Source organism: Alteromonas sp. AWJ4_199 (assembly GCF_056159165.1).
In genome coordinates this window covers 3,232,883-3,251,408 of sequence record NZ_JBSWUR010000001.1, presented here as the reverse complement: position 1 = coordinate 3,251,408, position 18,526 = coordinate 3,232,883, and the positions used below count along the sequence as shown (strand labels likewise).

Annotated in this window: 17 protein-coding genes; 10 read left to right on the top strand and 7 right to left on the bottom strand. The window is 42.2% G+C overall.

Annotated features, from left to right (window positions below):
* Positions 1–81: 81 nt before the first annotated feature.
* The 6 genes from ACXAER_RS14210 to ACXAER_RS14185 all read right to left on the bottom strand — a co-directional run bounded on the left by ACXAER_RS14210 (position 82) and on the right by ACXAER_RS14185 (position 6,213).
* Complete coding sequence (locus ACXAER_RS14210; RefSeq protein ID WP_474830223.1) at positions 82–1,038, bottom strand: hypothetical protein; 957 nt, start codon at positions 1,036–1,038, stop codon at positions 82–84.
* Positions 1,039–1,295: 257 nt separating this feature from the next.
* Positions 1,296–1,526, bottom strand: coding sequence for a hypothetical protein (locus ACXAER_RS14205; protein ID WP_474830220.1), 231 nt, complete (start codon positions 1,524–1,526; stop codon positions 1,296–1,298).
* A 119-nt stretch (positions 1,527–1,645) separates the two neighbouring features.
* On the bottom strand, positions 1,646–2,401 hold the full coding sequence (locus ACXAER_RS14200; RefSeq protein ID WP_474830217.1) for an HNH endonuclease family protein: 756 nt from the start codon (positions 2,399–2,401) through the stop codon (positions 1,646–1,648).
* Between the two features lie 151 nt (positions 2,402–2,552).
* Positions 2,553–3,647 (bottom strand): competence protein CoiA family protein, encoded by a 1,095-nt coding sequence (locus tag ACXAER_RS14195; RefSeq protein WP_474830215.1) that lies wholly within the window; start codon positions 3,645–3,647, stop codon positions 2,553–2,555.
* 195 nt (positions 3,648–3,842) lie between these two features.
* Entirely contained in the window at positions 3,843–4,067 is a 225-nt protein-coding gene (locus ACXAER_RS14190; protein WP_474830212.1) for a hypothetical protein, read from the bottom strand.
* 259 nt (positions 4,068–4,326) lie between these two features.
* On the bottom strand, positions 4,327–6,213 hold the full coding sequence (locus ACXAER_RS14185) for a hypothetical protein (RefSeq protein ID WP_474830210.1): 1,887 nt from the start codon (positions 6,211–6,213) through the stop codon (positions 4,327–4,329).
* Between the two features lie 522 nt (positions 6,214–6,735).
* Here ACXAER_RS14185 and ACXAER_RS14180 point away from each other — a divergent pair.
* Positions 6,736–8,148: a GIY-YIG nuclease family protein gene (locus ACXAER_RS14180; RefSeq protein WP_474830208.1), complete on the top strand. Its 1,413-nt coding sequence runs from the start codon at positions 6,736–6,738 to the stop codon at positions 8,146–8,148.
* A 210-nt stretch (positions 8,149–8,358) separates the two neighbouring features.
* Here the strand turns inward: ACXAER_RS14180 and cadR are convergent, their stop codons facing one another.
* On the bottom strand, positions 8,359–8,781 hold the full coding sequence (gene cadR / locus ACXAER_RS14175; RefSeq protein ID WP_014951210.1) for a Cd(II)/Pb(II)-responsive transcriptional regulator: 423 nt from the start codon (positions 8,779–8,781) through the stop codon (positions 8,359–8,361).
* Positions 8,782–8,860: 79 nt separating this feature from the next.
* Here cadR and ACXAER_RS14170 point away from each other — a divergent pair, with 79 nt between their 5' ends.
* The 9 genes from ACXAER_RS14170 (at position 8,861) to rraB (ending at position 18,465) form a co-directional block, all read left to right on the top strand.
* Complete coding sequence (locus tag ACXAER_RS14170; protein WP_014951211.1) at positions 8,861–9,487, top strand: cation efflux transmembrane domain-containing protein; 627 nt, start codon at positions 8,861–8,863, stop codon at positions 9,485–9,487.
* Entirely contained in the window at positions 9,484–9,849 is a 366-nt protein-coding gene (locus ACXAER_RS14165) for a DUF3703 domain-containing protein (protein ID WP_014951212.1), read from the top strand. Before ACXAER_RS14170 ends, ACXAER_RS14165 begins: the two co-directional genes overlap by 4 nt.
* Positions 9,836–10,735 (top strand): cation diffusion facilitator family transporter, encoded by a 900-nt coding sequence (locus ACXAER_RS14160; RefSeq protein ID WP_014951213.1) that lies wholly within the window; start codon positions 9,836–9,838, stop codon positions 10,733–10,735. The genes ACXAER_RS14165 and ACXAER_RS14160 overlap by 14 nt, the downstream gene beginning before the upstream one ends.
* Positions 10,736–10,754: 19 nt before the next feature.
* Positions 10,755–11,132, top strand: a complete 378-nt coding sequence (locus tag ACXAER_RS14155; RefSeq protein WP_014951214.1) for a hypothetical protein — start codon at positions 10,755–10,757, stop codon at positions 11,130–11,132.
* A gap of 72 nt (positions 11,133–11,204) precedes the next feature.
* A complete protein-coding gene (locus tag ACXAER_RS14150) occupies positions 11,205–12,602 on the top strand; it encodes a TolC family protein (RefSeq protein WP_014951215.1) in 1,398 nt (465 codons plus the stop codon).
* Positions 12,595–13,524: an efflux RND transporter periplasmic adaptor subunit gene (locus ACXAER_RS14145; RefSeq protein ID WP_474830205.1), complete on the top strand. Its 930-nt coding sequence runs from the start codon at positions 12,595–12,597 to the stop codon at positions 13,522–13,524. The genes ACXAER_RS14150 and ACXAER_RS14145 overlap by 8 nt, the downstream gene beginning before the upstream one ends.
* 60 nt (positions 13,525–13,584) lie before the next feature.
* On the top strand, positions 13,585–16,692 hold the full coding sequence (locus ACXAER_RS14140) for an efflux RND transporter permease subunit (RefSeq protein ID WP_032096159.1): 3,108 nt from the start codon (positions 13,585–13,587) through the stop codon (positions 16,690–16,692).
* Between the two features lie 616 nt (positions 16,693–17,308).
* On the top strand, positions 17,309–18,034 hold the full coding sequence (locus ACXAER_RS14135) for a 1-acylglycerol-3-phosphate O-acyltransferase (protein ID WP_474830202.1): 726 nt from the start codon (positions 17,309–17,311) through the stop codon (positions 18,032–18,034).
* 32 nt (positions 18,035–18,066) lie between these two features.
* Positions 18,067–18,465: a ribonuclease E inhibitor RraB gene (rraB, locus tag ACXAER_RS14130; protein WP_474830200.1), complete on the top strand. Its 399-nt coding sequence runs from the start codon at positions 18,067–18,069 to the stop codon at positions 18,463–18,465.
* Positions 18,466–18,526 lie beyond the last annotated feature (61 nt).

Genomic DNA, 18,526 nt, shown 5'->3' with positions numbered 1-18,526 from the left:
AGCGAACCTAGTATTTTCGCAAAGAGGACTTATTGACGATGTCTCAAAGTCCATCCGAATATATAGCATCGATAATTTCATCTAGAATGTGGAACTAAGTACTAACATAAGACCGCCATTGTCCCTCTTTTGAAGCAAATCATTACTATCGGTGAATGTCGTTTCATCGCCATCTTTCAAACCGTCTCTTAATGTCACAAAGTCCGTGTCGCGAAAGTAACCTAGCCCGATATTCATGGAAATCCCTTCCTGCTGGCGTAGACCAAACATCCAACCAACTCCCATAACAGAGCCTAGGCTATTGCCTTCTTGTGTTGCTAAACTTACTGAAACAAAAGGTCCTGTGCCGTATTGGTACTTCCCTCGCATCCAGTCCCAGTAATAATGAGCTTCCAGCATGAGCGATAGTTGTCCACTTATTTGCTTGCCGACGAAGATACTACTTGGTTCCCCTTCTTCCCCTGACTCTATTCTTACATCTTCAATATAATCATGGCCGTTGTATGAAAGATAAACGAGCGCAGGATTCCAGTTGAATCCGCCAAATTCAAAACTAGCTTCTTTTTCTTTGTTGGCTTTTTCTACCTCTTCTTTCGCAGTTTCAATTTGGCTCTCCGTTGCAGGCACAGAATTTGGAGTTTGGTTGGCGGTGGAACCCAAGCCATCCAATATTGCCTTAGCAGGGTCATCTTTAGTTAGCAATCTAGCTTCTTGTAAAGCTTTGATGTTCGCAGCTCCTTTTGCGTAAAATTCAGGCTCCTCTCTATATTCAGAAACATTAGGTAGGCCAAACCCCGCATTAACGCATTCTTGAATAGTAGAAAAATTGTTTCTGTAGCCGTTAAGAGTGCGCGAGTAGTAAGGAGAGTTCTTATCGTGGCACATGTACGATGATGAAAGTTTAATTATGGGAGTTCCCGTGTAACGTCCATATATTTCTTGGTTAACAGTGTCACTCGTTACGCTCATTTGTGCTTGTATGCTTAACGAAGTGAAATAAAGGGAGAGTAAAGTGCTGAGTAAAATTATTTTTTTCATATACGTTTCCTTACAGAGGTAAACGCGTACATCCTTGCTCGCGGATTGATTAATTTTTATACTAAACCAAGAAAAAACTTAATGCACTAAAAAAAGAACACATTTGTGTAGTTACTATTTTGTTGAGAGTTTTAGACAGACAACTTTGTCCTGTTTTCCAGTTTGAATCAGAGCCTCGTTTTTAGGAGCTATTAGTTGAAGGTTAAAAAAGTTATCCGCGCGGAAAGATTGGAATAGGGACATAAATATTGACTAGTTTAGAAGTTTTCATTGAGCAAACGAATGATGTCCTGCTCCAATAGAAACATCTCATCGATTAACTCATCGTCGGAAAAGGCGCTAAACTTGGGGTCTTTTCTAACATCGAGAAGCGAGTTTTCTTTATTCACAAAGCGGATAAATGCCTCTGCCCCATCCATATCAGAGGTATAGGCAAGGTATGTGTCCGCGACAACAGCTCTAACACCGTTAATAAATGAGCACTCCATATAAAAAATCCTGTTCTCAACAGTCGTCCAGATTAACCTATCGAATTTAGTTTAAATTGGTAACTGAACACTCGAACAGTTCTTCAAAAATATGGAGTTAGCCTTGACTTAGGCACACCTCAATTTTTATGTTTATTGCAAGCCGCTTGCATCTTGCCGATGGTTCTTTTCTCACTGGAGATAAGCGTCAGCTGATACTTATTGATGACAGTCATAAACCTATCTATGTACTGACACCGATAGGCATGATTCGGAGGTAACCACTCATCTACCCCCTTAGCTCCTTTCTGACGATTGAGTGACGCTTTTACTAGTAAAAGGTTGTCAGGATCATTTGCAAACTGTTGACGCCTCTCTCTCGACCATTTATCGCCTCCATGCCCATGCGCAAATTTCAGCGGTACAATGTGGTCGAGGTCTAGTGCGGTAGAATCGGTAAATGTACCATCTGAATATGGGTCATACCATTCACCTACAGCGACAAGACATTCTTTATCGGTCTTAAAAACAACAGGAAGGTTTGATGTTTGAATCAATAATTCATGACGGGTATTTTGACAATCGCTATCACTATCAATCCAATGTGGCCAATCGGCCCTATCATAGATTGATGTATAGCTCCTTCCCTCGATTAACGCCTCTTCCTCAGCTTGCTCATACGATGAATTCGTTTTAGGCAAACGGCCACCACTATCTAAGCACGCATCTACTGTGCTAAAAGCCTCGAAGTTTTTGGTTCGATGGTAAGATTTGCTAGATACATCATGACATATGCCGGACTGGCTTTTTTTTACTTGGGCATTAGTGTCATCCGGTAACGAACATGAGAAAGTGAAGATACTCAAAAGAAAGAGTATTGGTATATTGCGCTTCATAAATTGTTAGCTTACTTAGTTTATTTAACAGCCCTATTATGAGGTATTAGATAAAGTTTGTTATCCCTACATTCACATTAGAATTTATCTATGTCGCTGGAGCGTGTAATTTATTTCAATAGTGGCCTCACAGAAATCTCGTGTTTGCCATTTAAATTACTGAGCGACTATGTGTGTAGCTACCACATTGCTGACAAGTATTTGTCTTTCCGCTCCACTCAAATTCGCATGATAGGCATTTGTGGAGTGAGTTTTCACTGAAATTATTAAAGCCTCCCATGATACGTTCTCTACTTACATGCTTAGCCCCCTCTGATGCTTTGTCACTCCCGAGTATTACAATGTACCCGTTGATCGCTCCATCTAAAGCAGCTTTTTTTAGTTGTTCTATTTCTTCTTTACTTTTGGGCGGTCTCGACGCTGCCGTAGCATGTGCTTGCCCTGACTGATTGCTAGGGTGAGTAGGATGAATCAAAGAAGCAGCACCAATAGTGCGCTCATTGTACTTCCCTTCATTCTTGAGTATATTTAGCCGCTGACTCGCATATTTATTGAAGTCTTCCTCAGCCCTTTGCTCTCTCGGGTGATAATGCCATTTTTTACCCACATATGATTGCGCCAAGAAATCCGACAGTGCCTTTTTATATTGCCCTGATGCGATACTTTTAAATGCACTTTTGATTTCCATTGCATTAATTTCAATCAAGCCCACCCGACTACCAGCCTGAATGTCTACTTTGGGAAATGATCTTCCCTGATAAGTTATATAAACAAGAATTTCCCACCCATCTACATTCAGTATTAAGTCGAAGACCGAACCCATTCTTCGCTGCTCTATTTCTACTGAGCTGAAACCCATCATGTTTTCATCACAAATAGTATAGGTCTTCGTTTCTTCATCTTTCCTTAATGGCAAAAAGCTGGGAATTGGCAAGCTAAATACCTTCTCATATTTGGGAAGTAGCATATGAGCACCGCACTCAAATAGCTGTTTTGCCATTAACCTTACAGAGACAGCGAACGACATATCACATGGCTTTTCTGTTTCTTTTTTAATTCGTCTTGCGTGTGATTTATGTGCGAAGTGCCACTCTTTTATGTCGCCCTTACGAGCTATAAGTGGTGTTTTACATGATGGACAAATACAGTTGCAACGCTCTCCTTTTTCAACCTCACCGACATCAACAAGATCGCCTGTTGCGGTTTGTTCTCCAAAGGGTATTAAGTTGTCCGATGAAAAGCTCAATTTTACCTCCCTGTAAAATAACTAAACTTAAGCAAATGCAACATGCATCGATATCTAAGGCACTGTATTTCAGTGACGTACTACGGAAAAACTAGCGTAGTTTGGCTGTAGAAAGTGTATTGAGTGCGATGAATAATAACGCAGCGTCAATATTGAAAGTGATTTAAGTGAAGAGCACTTACCTGATGACTTGCTTCACAGGGATGATGGTGAAGATAAGCTCTTCTTAACTATAAACTTACCGTTCTGAAAACAACCCTCTGTGAATTCGCCGTTGGGTTTGAGTCTAGTGAACCGACCTATCGTTTCAGATGCCCCGTATAAAACGTTTTCTTTTAGTAGAAGCTCTTCTGATATCGAACCCGACAAAGAATCTTCATTCACTTGCTTTGCTAGCTTGAAAACATCTAATGTATCCATGTCATCTCCGGGATTTACGAGCCACCTATAGATTGAACGAGGGAGAGGCGTAGGTAGCGCCTTCTCCCACTATGTATTGCGATAATACACAACCTCACTTACAGTATAGCTTAAATTTCCTTCAAAAAAGAGAAGGTTTTTTCGACTACGTGCATTAGCTCGACCACTGAAAAAGGTAACCCGCTTTTTCTATTTCAATATAAACCATACTGCACTCTTGCTTTGAAAACAGAACTACCCACCTATTGCCTATGCCTGTCTATAACAATGCGTCATGGTCACTGTAGGCTTCTTCAGTGAGAGAGCGCAATGTTCTCATTATCGCTAAAAGCTCGTTATTCTCGTTCATCGTATTCGTTATGAATGAAGAGACAGCAACGAGAAACCTCTCAGGTATAGACGTTATCGAACTTTTTGTCTGAGGTTCTTGCAATAATTCATTCAAACGTTCTGAATTTTCGCGAGCATTTTCACCTGACGCCAGTTCAATTAAGCAGGCCGATAATATAAGAGTTCGCGTTCCATAACTTTCCCACGATGTCCCCTTAAATTTCATCCACAACTCGTCATTGGCGAGTTCTTTCCAGCCTCTGACATGTGCCAGCATGATTGGAAGTTGTCGTTTTAATTCACGTATGCCCTCTTCGTCCTGTAAATCTTCTGATTCACTTAGAAAAAACTGCTCAAAGTTAAGTGGCTTCGATATGTCGTAACCGATTTTTTCTATCGATGAAAGTGACAATCTTAGTTTTTCAAATTTTCGCGATGCACGAGAGGAAAATAACGCAAGTCGTTCATGCTCGTGTTTAGCATCCAATAAACGTGAGATAAGCCTGTCATAAGCATCATCCCCAAAGTATTCGATAAATAAGGCTTTGGTAAAAATGTTTTCAAAATATTCATAATCGGAGTCTGGAACGAGCGAGAGCTCACTGTCTACAACTTTAGACATTGCTTCTAGATGAATTTTTGCCGAGCTTGGTGAATAAAAATGAACCACGTTGAGAAGCCTAACTTTTTCATCGGTGCTTAGAGTTGGGCCTAATTTGGCATGGAAGCCACAATCGCTAAATACAACGAATACCGGGACTATTCGGCTGAGCGCCTCTCTATTTTCATCCCATTCGTTTTTACCAATATACTTGATTAGCTGAATAAACAGCTCCCACCTTGATAGTGAAACGTTGCAATCATGACTATGGGAAAGATTCAGCAAGAAGTTTTTCTGTCCTTCGCGGCGGTACTCATGCTCAGGCCAATGCTCCAAAGCTAAAATGGCATAATGAATAAACTCTTTTTTTAACTCCTCGCCCACGCTGCTAGCATATTCTAAATTATCATTTATCCAATGTTCTTCACTCGTTACGGGGCTTTCTAGAGTTCCAGAAAATTCAGTCCTTGCAGAAAGCTGATACTGCTCCCTTCTGTTTTCAAGTAACTCTCGATTATAAATCAACGCTAACAAGGCATTAGCCACACCGTTATCGTGTTCAACCTCTAATGCAGTGTGTAAAACATCTTTTGCGCTATCTATATCGCCCATCAACAATAGTTTTTCTCCTAATAGACGGTATACATGGCTGCTATGTTCGCCTCCACTAATTCTATGACGCAATTCAACAATGTCATTCCATTGCCCAGTCAGATAACTATTGGAAAAGTCAGATAGGCTGATGGGCTCTGCCTTTTGAATCATATCTTCAATAGAGTCTTTTTCGATATCAATGGGAAGGTTATTAATTATTGCTGAAGTTACAGAGCCCAAACATTCTAACGTTTGTTGTGAACGAAGAATATCATCGCTTAAGCGCTCCTTTATCCCAATAGCCGCCTTACGTAAATGCTCACCACTTTTTTTAGATTGGAGCTTTACTTTTGGTGCAAATATCGAAGCGTCTTTACTCCTGCCAAAAAGAGCAGAGTAAGGCTGAAGTAATGCTATGTTCTGTACAATTGTCTTAGCTTCAGGCTTAACTAGAAGCTTTTCAGGTCGCTTATTAAAATCGTTGATTTCGCCAACAATGTATTTTTTAAAGTCGTCTTTACTTGTAAGCACTGTGTTTACGGATTTAGCTAGTGCTTTCTCATTGTTAAAACCCATTCTCTTCAAAAGAGTCGCTGTTGGAATACCTTCACTAACTTTCATTTTACTTCCTTATAATTTTCGATTTTCTTTATGTAATTAGCATGACTCAAAATCACGGCAGTTCCACCGCCGCTATACAACAATCTAAAGCCTCTCGATAGCTTGCAACTTTTGACTTTATTTAATGACTTGATGTTTTTCCAGTGATGCTTGGTAAAAGGCACAGCTAGTCGTTCTTTGGCCTTTAAGAATATTCGCTCTGGGCAGTGCCCTATGGATATTAACTTCATTTGAATCTCCACTTATTAATCGGAGATTAGATTTTCTGGGCTAGCAAATTGCTAGCATAGGTACTTTTGATTTTTCTACTACTCAGAAGTATCCAGAAGCGGCCGTTCCTGCTCTTTATTTAATCAGTGGTTCTAAAGCCGCTCGCATGTTTTGTCAAAGAATCCCCTCCCTTTGATTAAAAAGATTGATAGATTCTAAAACGCCCTGTTTTTCCTTTGTTTAAGAAATCAATTGGCAAGATCCCACAATAATGAGACTCTAACTCAACTAGTTAATGATAAGGGAATATCCATGGACTATAGCTATGCTCTTTTAGCTTTCCTCTTTTTTATCGTCATTGTATTGATGACGGTACACCGATACACCACAAAACAAAGACTCTTCAACAAGCTCATTAGCAATGCAAAATCTCGAAGTACGAAAATACTAAGGGAAGCAAAAGCAAAGAAAGCCGAAACTGACGCCGTTATTAACCAGCGCATTGAGGACATAAATGCACGTGAGGCTGCCGCAGAAGCACGTATTGAAAGATTGAAAGAAGCAGATAAAGAGATTCGTGCACGCTTAAAAGAGTCAAGAGCACTTATAGATGATATAACTGATCGTAGTTGCCAGCATGCCGCCGATATAGAGCTTTTAACAGAAGACGACCTTCAATCAAGTAAAAATTACGTCGATGACAGAAAAGCAGTCAAAGCAAGGCTGAAGAAACTTGCTACCGATGCTATAGATAATGTTCGAGGTCACAATGCAGATGTTAACGTTGGTAAATTTGTGGCCATTTCTGCAAAAGCGGACATGGCTGGCGCTCTACTTCTTAGCGTTGTAGAAATGCTCTGTTCTAAGGTAACAGCGTCGAGTGGGCACCTTGCTGCTGAAAAGCTGGCAGAAACAATCATAGCAACTGAAACATTGGTCAAAGCAATAGATAGTCGCGCAGAAATCAATACGGAAATGAAAAAGCTGTTAATGAAACGGCTAGAGATTGAAATAAACTATAAGAAAGCGAAGCAGATTGCGAAAGAAGAACAACGTGAATTAAGGGAGCAACAACGGGAAGAGAAAAAAGCACGTGAAGAAGCGATTAAAGCCCAAAAAGAGGCTGAAAAAGAGGAAGCAATTAAGGCAGCAGCCATTGCTAAACTTGAAGCTGAGCTCGCTGAAAAGTCAGAACAGGAAAGACTGGCATACCAAGAGCAACTTGATGCTCTCAAATCTGAATTAGCATTAGCTCATGAAAAAATGGAGCGAGCAAAAAGCCGCGCACAGGAAACTAAACAAGGCCACGTTTATATTATCTCAAATATAGGTAGTTTCGGTAAAGATGTTCTAAAAATTGGCATGACACGGCGTCTAGAGCCCATGGACAGAGTAAGAGAACTTGGCGATGCTTCTGTCCCCTTCACTTTTGACGTGCATGCACTTATTGAATCCGATGACGCACCATATCTCGAATCTACATTACATCGAGCCTTTGATTCAAAGCGATTAAATCGTGTAAACCGACGAAAAGAGTTTTTCAGGGTATCAATTGACGATATCGAAAAAGAGTTGGACAAGATGGAAATTGATGCGCTAATTTCACGAATTCCTAGCGCAGATGAGTATTATCAATCTCTCAAAATACTCGATGCCGACGCCAAATTGGGCCCACGAAATGAAAAGGAAACCGAAGTATTAAGGTTTAACTTGAATCACAGTTAAGTGTAGTAGCTCATATCTGCTCTTACAGTTTCGATGAATAGGTTTAGACTTCATCTGACAGACAGCTATGTACGTGAAGCAGACCTTGGCTCATTAAGATTTTAATGACACGAATGAGGTAATCAACGGTCATGCTACTAATAAAAATTGAATGGCTGCTTTAGCCGAATACCTATGACAAAGCTCCAACATAAAACTGATAATTCGAGACTAATTCTCCGTACTAGAAGAACACACTTCTGCAATGCTATCTAATTGATGCAATACCCCGCACTCTTTAACCTTCTTATCATGATCGCAAGCAGAACGAATTGAAATCAGTGTTTCTTGTAGTACTTTTAATTCAGCTATCCGATGTTCGATATCGTCAACATGCTTATCTATTGTAGTATTAACGTTTTCGCAGCTATTCTCTGGGTTTGCTCGGGTTTCCAGTACTAATTTAATTTCCTCGATTGTCATATCTAATGCGCGACATTGCTTTATAAACAATAACTGCTTCAGTGCATCTTCAGAGTAGCTTCGATAATTCGATGCCGTTCGCTCAGGTGCAGCCAATAGTGATTTACGCTCATAAAAACGAATTGTCTGAATACTTAACCCTGTCTTAGCTGCCAGAAGCCCAATTTTCATTTTAACTTGCCTAAAGCTTGACTCTATACCAAGTATAGAGTTTACACTCGCGTTATAGGTGAGTAAAGCGAGTGTTTTTATGAGTGGTTGTGGGTGCGAAATTGAGATAAAAGACCAAGAACAAAAGGCAGTTCTCTACTGGCTATTGGGCATCAATGCTGTGATGTTTATCATTGAAATGAGTGTAGGGTTACTCGCTGACTCAACAGCACTTATTGCAGACTCCCTTGATATGTTGGCTGACGCAGTCGTTTACGGTGTTGGTATATATGCAGTAGGGAAAACAATTGTTCACAAAGCCAATGCTGCAAAGGTAAGTGGATATTTTCAATTGGCATTAGGCCTATTAATTTTGTTTGACATAGCTCGTCGCGCAACCTTTGGAAGTGGGCCTGAATCTATGCTTATGATGGGCATGGGCGGTGTTGCACTTATCGCTAACGTTATATGTTTGGCGATAATCAGAAAACAAAAAAATGGCGAGGTGCATATGCGAGCAAGTTGGATATTCTCGGCAAACGACGTCATTGCAAACATAGGAGTGATATTGGCGGGTGTGATGGTTTATCTATTCGATACTCGTTGGCCTGATTTGGTCATAGGTTTTATTGTGTCTATCGTTGTGTTACGAGGCGCAGTCTTAATTCTAAAAGACGCCAGACAGGAATTCCGTGAAAACAGCTCGACGAATGGAGAGATCGTATGAATTTCACTCAAGCAGCAAAACCTTACATACTTCAAAAACTGAGCGCCGCGCATCAATCCCTTTCGAACAATGACAATAAAGCAGGATTTAAGGCCTTAGAGGATGCTCATGTCATCGGTCAGCACTCAACATACCACCACACACGAGTGCATTATGAAATGCTTAAATTTGGAATAGAACGCCGCGACCTTAAAGAGATATTTGGACAAATTTTTAGAATGCTAGGTGCGCTGACTAAAACTCCAATTGGCTTATTGCCTGAGGGCAATACTGGTGGGGCAAACGTGAGTCCATTCAAGTCAATGTCTATTTCACCCGAAAACAAAGCCATATTGGAAAAAATTAGAAATGCACAGTCATAACCATTCACACTCGCAAGAGAATTCAACCGACGCGTCTAAACGTATTGGATGGGCGTTTTTCTTAAATGTGGTGTTCACTGTTATTGAATTCATTGGTGGATGGCTTACCAACAGCACCGCTATTATGGCTGACGCAGTGCACGATTTGGGTGATAGTCTTTCCATTGGTACAGCGTGGGGATTAAACAAGCTTAGCGATAAAGATTCTAATCAAACATTCTCATACGGCTACAAAAGATTTTCCTTACTCGGTGCATTGATTAACGGTATTGTGCTGACGGTAGGCTCCATTTGGATATTGCTTGAAGCGATACCTCGTTTGGCTGAGCCTGAAATGCCCCAAGTTGAAGGGATGGTTTTATTGTCTATCTTTGGGATGGCAGTAAACGGCTTTGCGGCTTATAAACTGAGTGAGGGAGACTCATTAAATGAGCGAGTCCTCAACTGGCATTTGCTGGAAGATGTGCTTGGTTGGGTAGCAGTATTTATCGTGTCCATCGTCTTAATGTTTAAGCCTTGGCCTATTTTAGATCCAATCTTATCCATTGGCTTTACTTTGTTCATCCTTTTCAATGTGTTCCGCAATCTCAAAGAAACCCTAATGCTGTTTTTGCAAGCAACGCCCGATGAAGAACAGCTTTCAAAGATTCGAAGCGATTTACTGGCAAACGATAAGGTAAGTGATCTTCATCATTTTCATATTTGGTCTCTAGACGGTGAGCGTAACGTAATGACGGTCCATCTTGTTCTTGATGAAGATGTCAGTCTTGAGCACCTCCAATCACTCAAAGAAAACATACACAGTTCGTTAGAAAAGTATAAATTTGAACATACGACAGTTGAGCTGGAGTTTGCTAATGAACAATGTCGTGACGAAGTGAATTAGGCTTGGTAACCTTTCATACATGAAAAATCTAAAACGCATAAGTTACATCGTGATCTCGCTGATACTCTTTCAGTCGTTTTCTGCTGTGGCGAATTCGTTAGATTTTCATGCAATAGACATTCAGCACTTGCAACACGAGCATAAGCATTCTGAGCACGAGCAAGTGCAGTCTGAGCTGTCTGCCAATGAAACCAGTGATAAAGTAAGTACAGAGCACCACAATCCTGCTGATTGTCACCATTGCGGCCACTGCCATGGCACACATGCACAATGGGTCAGTCAGAGTCATATCAACAGTCTGAAAACAGTGGTTTCAGTCCACAATTTCAACTATTTAGATGCGGTAATTGACGCACCTATTAACCGCTTACTTCGCCCCCCCAAAATTACTTCCTAGTACGTTTTTTCGATAGCACCGCGCTGATAACACTCGCGATGCTAAATATTGATAAATTATTAGGATATTCCAATGAAAATGTTTCCTATTTTCGGGCATGCATCTGCCATTGTGTGCAGTTGCATACTGGGCTTATTACTCAGTCCACCGACCGCTCATGCGGCGAAAACCAACAGATTTGTAGACAAAAGTGTCCAAGCGCCCATACGAGAAACGCTGACTCTTGAGGACGCTATTAGACTAACACTTGCCAATAATCCAAGTCTGTATGAGTTTAAATTTAAACAACGTGTTATAGACGGAGAGTCAAAAACGGCGGCGCTTAAACCCGCATTGAATGCAGGGGTTGAATTAGAGAACTTTTTGGGAACTGGCGAGGTATCAGGTCTCAAAGAGCTTGAAGTTACCTTGACATTATCATCAGTGTTACAGCTCAATGATAAGCCAGCAGCAAGGTTGAATGTACTCTCTGAACGAAGAATACAGCAAGATGTTGAAAAGCGAATACTCACCTTAGATATCCTCGGTGAGCTTAATCGTCGTTACATCAAAGTACTCGTATTGCAGGCGAACTTAGACGTCATAAAAGATGCAGAGGCACTTGCACTTTATACATTGAATGCCGTAACGAAACGCGTTGAAGCAGGCGCGTCCCCCTTGTTAGAACAAAAACGTGCCCAAGCTGCGCTGGCCCAAGCAAAGCTCGATGTTAATCTAGCTCAACAGGACCTAACGTTTGCCTTGCGCAGTTTATCCATCATGTGGGGGGAGCAGGTACCGAGCTTTAAGCGTGTGGAAGGCGATCTTTTTGCTTTTAATAAGATTGAGTCGTTTGATGCGCTGGCAGTCGCAATCCAAAATAGCCCTCACATTGACCTATACGCTAAACAAAGCCGTGTGCAAGCGGCGCAGCTTCGTTTAGTGCAAGCGAATAACCGCGCTGATATTGAGTGGTCAGCGGGGCTTCGCAGAATGCAAGGTATTGATGAAACAGCACTGGTTGCCGGAGTAAGCGTTCCATTGTTTCAAAAAGAACGAAACCTTGGTGAATATGAAGCAAACAGGGCACGTCTTGACGCAATAGAGCAGCAAAGACAAAGCAACGTTCGAAGCCTATTACATTCAGTTAATCAAGCGTTAGGCGAACATACACGAGCATTGCTAGAGATTGACACACTTCAGCGCAAGGTGATTCCTCCGTTAAAGGGCGCGTTAGATTTAGTCGAGAACGCCTATTTGGAGGGCCGTTTCAGCTACTTGGAATGGGTAACTACTCGACAAGAATTTCTGACAACCCGGCTGACATTAATAGAGGCAGCGTCTCAAGTTCACTTAAGCAAAACAGAAATTGAAACACTCACAGGTCTCGCGCTGACGAATGAGCACAATGATGACTCATTTCACCCAAGTCACAAAAGCAATTGGCAGCAGTCATCTAACATTTCGATAAGAAGTCATGATTATGAATAAATTCACAATACAAAAAGTACTTATTTCTATCTTCACCCTTAGCCTTTATAGCCTAACCGCAATCGCAGGAGGTAAACACAGTGATGTAAGTTCCAGCGATCAAGACAATCACGCAGGTGAAGTCGTAAGAATGAGCAATGAAACAGCAATTCAGAATGGTATTTCTGCAACTCCCGTGCTCGCACGCGATATTGCGTTAACGAGTACGCTTTATGGGAGAATTAGTGCAGACCCCGCCTCATTAAGTCATATAAGAGCACGGTTTGACGGTGTTATTAAAGATGTAAAAGTCAACATTGGCGATTCCGTTAAGAAAGGTGATATTTTAGCGGTTGTTGAGTCCAATGAGAGTTTAAAAAGTTATTCCATCACGTCACCTTTTGATGGCAATGTGATTGCGCGACATGCGAATAATGGTGAGTTATCAAACGGGCAAGTACTTTTTTCGTTAGCTAACTATAAAAACGTATGGGCACAGCTGACCGTTTTTTCACAAATGCTTAGCAGCATCAAGGTTGGACAGTCAGTTGAACTAAGCCACGCAGGTTTCAACCAAACCTCCAAGATTGCATATATTACGCCTTCAGCTGATGGCAATCCACACTCTCTTGCCAATGTAGCTGTCGATAATAGTACTGGATATTGGCCACTCGGTACGCTGGTCAAAGCACAAGTTACGACGTCAACTAAGTCAGTAAGTCATTCGGTTCCTCTATCTTCTGTGCAAGAGTATGAAGCCAAACAAGTTGTTTTTGTGGTTGAGGGTGATGAGTATGCGCCCAGAGCGGTAGAGCTTGGTGTCTCAGATGGTCACTATATCGAGGTTATCAGTGGCCTTGAAGCAGGCGAACGCGTCGTGGCTGCCAATAGCTACATAATTAAAGCAGATTTGGAAAAATCGGAGGCAGGCCATGATCATTAATGCCTCACTACAACTGATATTTCCCTGTCAAATGGCGTGTAGTTCTAAGGGAGGTTTAAGATGCTAGTTTCCATTATTCGTACCGCAATCGAAAAGCGCGGTATTTTTCTGATGCTTTCCTTTTTGGTGATTGGATTAGGCCTATTCAGTTATCAAAAGCTGCCTATTGATGCCGTACCCGATATCACCAACGTTCAGGTACAAATCAACACACAAGCAGAAGGTTATTCACCGCTTGAAACTGAACAACGTATCACCTTTTTGGTAGAAAACGCTTTGGCAGGATTACCAAACTTGGACTACACACGTTCACTATCGCGCTATGGCTTATCACAAGTGACGGCCGTTTTTGAAGAAGGCACGGATCTCTATTTTGCCAGAAACCTCATAAACGAACGGCTAGGCATTATCAAAAGCCAATTGCCCGATGGTATTGAGCCTAAGATGGGGCCGATTGCCACAGGTTTGGGTGAAATTTACATGTACACGCTTAGCGCGAAGCCCGGCACAGTAACTGTCGATGGCAGAAAATTTGATGCAATGGCGCTTCGAGAGTTACACGATTGGGTGGTGAAACCTCAACTGGCCTTGGTGAAAGGGGTAACAGAGGTTAATGCTATTGGGGGGTTTACCAAACAGTATCATGTGAAGCCTAATCCTCAACTTATGCTTAATTACGGCGTTAGTACTGACGATTTATTGCGGGCATTAAATCGAAATAACGCTAATCAGGGCGCTGGGTACATTGAACGCAACGGCCAGCAAATACTAGTACGTTCACAAGCGAGACTTTCGAGCGTTGAGGACATCGGTAATGTGGTGGTAACGCTTACAAACCGATCTCCCGTCACGGTAAGTGACATTGCAGAGGTCGCCATCGGTAAGGAGCTTAGAACGGGCGCTGCAACACGAGAAGGTCAAGAGACGGTGTTGGGCACAGCTATGATGCTAATAGGCGAAAATAGCCGAGCTGTTGCGCTAGACGTGGCTGATAAAGTGGATGAAATCCAAGCAAGCCTGCCAGAGGGCGTAATTATCCAAAGTGTATACGATCGCACTACGCTCGTGGATAAAGCCATCAATACAGTACAAAAAAACCTTGTTGAAGGCGCACTACTCGTTATTGTTGTCTTATTTTTATTGCTGGGCAATATACGGGCAGCAATTATCACCGCCGCTGTCATCCCACTTGCCATGCTTGCCACAATAATAGGCATGGTACAAACGGGCGTTAGCGCGAACCTAATGAGCTTAGGTGCGTTAGACTTTGGACTGATTGTTGACGGAGCGGTTATTATCGTCGAGAACTGTATTAGGCGATTAAGTGAATCGCAGCGGCGAACGGGTGCAATACTGCCTCTTAAAGAACGGCTGGAAGTCGTATTTGAGGCAACGAATGAGGTGATACGCCCAAGTCTATTTGGCGTGATGATAATCACGATTGTGTACATTCCTATCTTTAGCTTAACAGGTGTCGAAGGGAAGATGTTTCACCCAATGGCGGCTACCGTAATATTGGCATTGCTAGCGGCAATGGTATTTTCAATCACCATTGTGCCCGCAGCTGTTGCTATGTTTATGTCAGGCAAAGTCAGTGAAAAAGCGAGTCCAATAATCACTGGGGCTAAATCAGTTTACCGCCCTGTACTGGAGTGGGCATTAAAATTACGATGGTTGGTAGTAGGTGCAGCAACATTACTCGTAGTTATCAGTGTTTGGTTTGGGATGCGCCTAGGTTCTGAATTTGTGCCGCAACTAGATGAGGGTGACATAGCCCTTCATGCAATGAGAGTGCCCGGCACAGGAATTGAACAAGCTGTCGATATGCAAAAACGGCTTGAACAGGTCATTATGCAATACCCACAGGTAAACACCGTATTTGCTAAAACGGGTACTGCTGAGGTGGCTACTGATGCTATGCCACCCAACGTCACTGACACTTTTGTAATGCTAAAACCAATTGATGAATGGCCAAACCCTGCATTATCGAAAACGGAATTTGTCGAGCAATTGGAGAGGGATCTTCAAAATGTACCCGGCAATAACTATGAGTTTACGCAACCTATACAGATGCGCTTTAACGAATTAATTAGTGGCGTTAGGGCAGATTTAGGGATCAAGATATATGGTGATGATCTGGATAAGCTGCGGGATTCAGCTGGTGATGTTTTATCCGTATTACAAGATATTCCGGGCGCTGCTGATGCACGAGTAGAACAAGTAGATGAGATCCCCATCTTCACGGTGAACCCGAAGCCTTATGCGCTGGCGCGTTACAACTTAGACGTAACTGACTTGCAAACGTGGTTAAGTGCATCAGTTGGCGGCAAAGAAGCTGGTTTGGTATTTGAAGGCGACAGACGCTTTGAGATTGTTGTTCGTTATCCTGAAGAGATTCGCAATGATTTAGAAGCGCTGGGAAATATACCCATCATGACCAATGATGGTGAGTATGTGCCAATCGCCGAGGTGGCTGAGCTTGAATATACCAATATACCCAGTCAAATAAGTCGAGAAAACGCAAAACGCCGTATCGTCGTCACAGCAAATGTGAGAGATCGTGATTTAGGCTCTTTTGTCAATGATGCTAAAGAGCAAATCGCAGCCAATGTGGCACTGCCGAGTGGTTATTGGATAAGTTATGGTGGAACGTTTGAGCAATTGGAAAGTGCAAGTCAACGACTGAGCTTGGTTGTGCCCGCAACGCTTTTCCTGATCCTTGCATTACTTGTGATTGCATTTGGCTCAGTCAAAGACGCCTTGATAATTTTCACAGGCGTCCCTTTGGCATTAACTGGCGGCATCTTTGCTCTTTGGATCAGAGATATGCCTCTTTCAATATCGGCAGGGATTGGTTTTATCGCGCTCTCTGGTATTGCTGTATTGAATGGTCTGGTAATGCTGTCTTTTATCAGGCAGAGGATGGAAGAGACTGGCGAGTTGGTAAACTCGATTATTGATGGTGCAATGACTCGCTTGCGGCCAGTGCTGATGACAGCGTTAGTGGCGAGTCTTGGTTTCGTGCCCATGGCGCTTAACGTAGGTACTGGCGCAGAGGTGCAGCGACCTCTGGCAACGGTGGTCATTGGTGGGATCATATCCTCTACCTTGTTAACTCTGGTTGTACTACCTGTACTCTATAGACTCGTTCACTATAAGGTGAATTAGCAGCACTGGGGCATTTGGGTTTATAAATCAATGCCCCGGATTTACTTACCCCCATGACGATCATTCGACTTCTTTTGACAAAATGGGGAGGTGGCTCGTAAATCGCTTTGTAATAAAAATTTGGAGTTGTAGGGTTGGTTATCAATTGTAATATTCAACATTCGGCTTTTGGAGGCGCATCCTGTGGACTATTGTGGTCTGAATAACTGCTTTATGCCACTGAAGAGTCAGTCAGAATAAAGCATATTAACTTCCGCTTATGGTAAATATCGGAATCAAGAGCAGAGAGCCCTGAACGTCTGCTGTTTGTCTTTAGCAGACTAGTAACTACGATTAACAATAAATCTTTTCTTCCAAGTATACGCTGCGCTGCATAGCTATCGAGAGCGATACTTAAAGTCCAACTTATGGATTCAGGAAGTAATTACTTAGTAGTTAGAATCTTTCTCTAAGCCACTTACAGTAAGAGGTTCACGCATCTGGACAAAAGCTCCATGAACCTGAAACTCACACGAGTAATGCACTGTGTAAGTCTTAGTGCTGTAAAAACTCATCGGACAAGTGTACGCTGAAACTTCATCTATACTGCGCGCGTCAATTGTTTCTAGGAGTTGTTTTGATCGCTTTATTTCGCATACCGGCACTGTTTATCGCCTTTTTATTAATCAATATTATTTTGCTGATCATTTGTATCGTGCGCCCTTTTCACAAGGATAACGTGCATGCTGCCGGTAGTTTGTATTCTCTTATGGCTAAAATAGTGGGCCTCAAAATTGTCATACAAAGAGACCCCGCTGTAAAAACGAACGAGCCCTATGTTTTCATTGCAAATCACCAAAACAGCTTTGACGTCATTACAATTTGTAAAGCTGCCCTTCCTGGCGTGGTTACTATTGGTAAAAAGAGTTTGAAGTGGATCCCTATTTTTGGCCAAATTTATTGGCTATCTGGGAATATCATGATTGATAGAAAAAATTCAGGAAAAGCGCGAAACACCTTGGATATCGCCGCCAACCGTATCGCTAAGAAAAAAACATCTGTTTGGCTATTTCCTGAAGGCACCAGAAGTTACGGCAGAGGAATACTACCTTTTAAGCAAGGCGCATTTCGGTTAGCCAAAACCACCAATGAGCCGATTGTTATGGTAACGGCCAGTAACCTACACAACAAAGTAAAGTGGAATCGTTGGGACAACGGGATTGTGCTTATTGATATTTCTGCGCCTGAGCCGTTAACAGAGGAGCAGTCAATCAAAGAGTGGATGGCGCATTTTAACGATGAAATGAAACAAAAGTTTGATGCGCTTAATACACAGGTCGATGAACTGGAAAAAAGCAGGTAAACTTGCGCCTAAATTGCTAATGAGTGTTTATTATGACCCAGTTCGATGAAAGAGAAGAGTGGTACGAGTTTAACCAAGAAACTATTGATGCCCTTCTAGAAGATGGCAGTCAAGCCGATGCCGACTACACCATTGAGCACCACTTCGCCAGCACTGACTTCGACGTGCTAGAAAAGGCGGCTGTTGATGCATTTAAAGCTGGTTTTGAAGTGACTGACGCCGAAGAGTTAATCCTTGACGACGGCGAAACCATTTTTTGCTTCGACGCCGTGGTAGAAAGAAAGTTAGATATTGAAAAGCTTAATGCTGATTCAGACACTTTGCTGAAAATTGCCGACAAACACGATGTAACCTACGATGGATGGGGTACGTACTTCGAACCGCGCGAGGAAGGTGAATACGAAGAAGAGGACTATCACTTCGACGACTAAGCCTTATTGTCTATTTCACAAGCTGAGGAGCCATTAAGTTACTCTTCAGCTTTTGTTCATC

Excerpts from the sequence above, each read along its gene's own strand:
- ACXAER_RS14210 (WP_474830223.1), bottom strand. The coding sequence starts at position 1,038 with ATGAAAAAAATAATTTTACTCAGCACTTTACTCTCCCTTTATTTCACT.
- ACXAER_RS14205 (WP_474830220.1), bottom strand. The coding sequence starts at position 1,526 with ATGGAGTGCTCATTTATTAACGGTGTTAGAGCTGTTGTCGCGGACACA.
- ACXAER_RS14200 (WP_474830217.1), bottom strand. The coding sequence starts at position 2,401 with ATGAAGCGCAATATACCAATACTCTTTCTTTTGAGTATCTTCACTTTC.
- ACXAER_RS14190 (WP_474830212.1), bottom strand. The coding sequence starts at position 4,067 with ATGGATACATTAGATGTTTTCAAGCTAGCAAAGCAAGTGAATGAAGAT.
- ACXAER_RS14185 (WP_474830210.1), bottom strand. The coding sequence starts at position 6,213 with ATGAAAGTTAGTGAAGGTATTCCAACAGCGACTCTTTTGAAGAGAATG.
- ACXAER_RS14180 (WP_474830208.1), top strand. The coding sequence starts at position 6,736 with ATGGACTATAGCTATGCTCTTTTAGCTTTCCTCTTTTTTATCGTCATT.
- cadR (WP_014951210.1), bottom strand. The coding sequence starts at position 8,781 with ATGAAAATTGGGCTTCTGGCAGCTAAGACAGGGTTAAGTATTCAGACA.
- ACXAER_RS14170 (WP_014951211.1), top strand. The coding sequence starts at position 8,861 with ATGAGTGGTTGTGGGTGCGAAATTGAGATAAAAGACCAAGAACAAAAG.
- ACXAER_RS14165 (WP_014951212.1), top strand. The coding sequence starts at position 9,484 with ATGAATTTCACTCAAGCAGCAAAACCTTACATACTTCAAAAACTGAGC.
- ACXAER_RS14160 (WP_014951213.1), top strand. The coding sequence starts at position 9,836 with ATGCACAGTCATAACCATTCACACTCGCAAGAGAATTCAACCGACGCG.
- ACXAER_RS14155 (WP_014951214.1), top strand. The coding sequence starts at position 10,755 with ATGAAAAATCTAAAACGCATAAGTTACATCGTGATCTCGCTGATACTC.
- ACXAER_RS14150 (WP_014951215.1), top strand. The coding sequence starts at position 11,205 with ATGAAAATGTTTCCTATTTTCGGGCATGCATCTGCCATTGTGTGCAGT.
- ACXAER_RS14145 (WP_474830205.1), top strand. The coding sequence starts at position 12,595 with ATGAATAAATTCACAATACAAAAAGTACTTATTTCTATCTTCACCCTT.
- ACXAER_RS14140 (WP_032096159.1), top strand. The coding sequence starts at position 13,585 with ATGCTAGTTTCCATTATTCGTACCGCAATCGAAAAGCGCGGTATTTTT.
- rraB (WP_474830200.1), top strand. The coding sequence starts at position 18,067 with ATGACCCAGTTCGATGAAAGAGAAGAGTGGTACGAGTTTAACCAAGAA.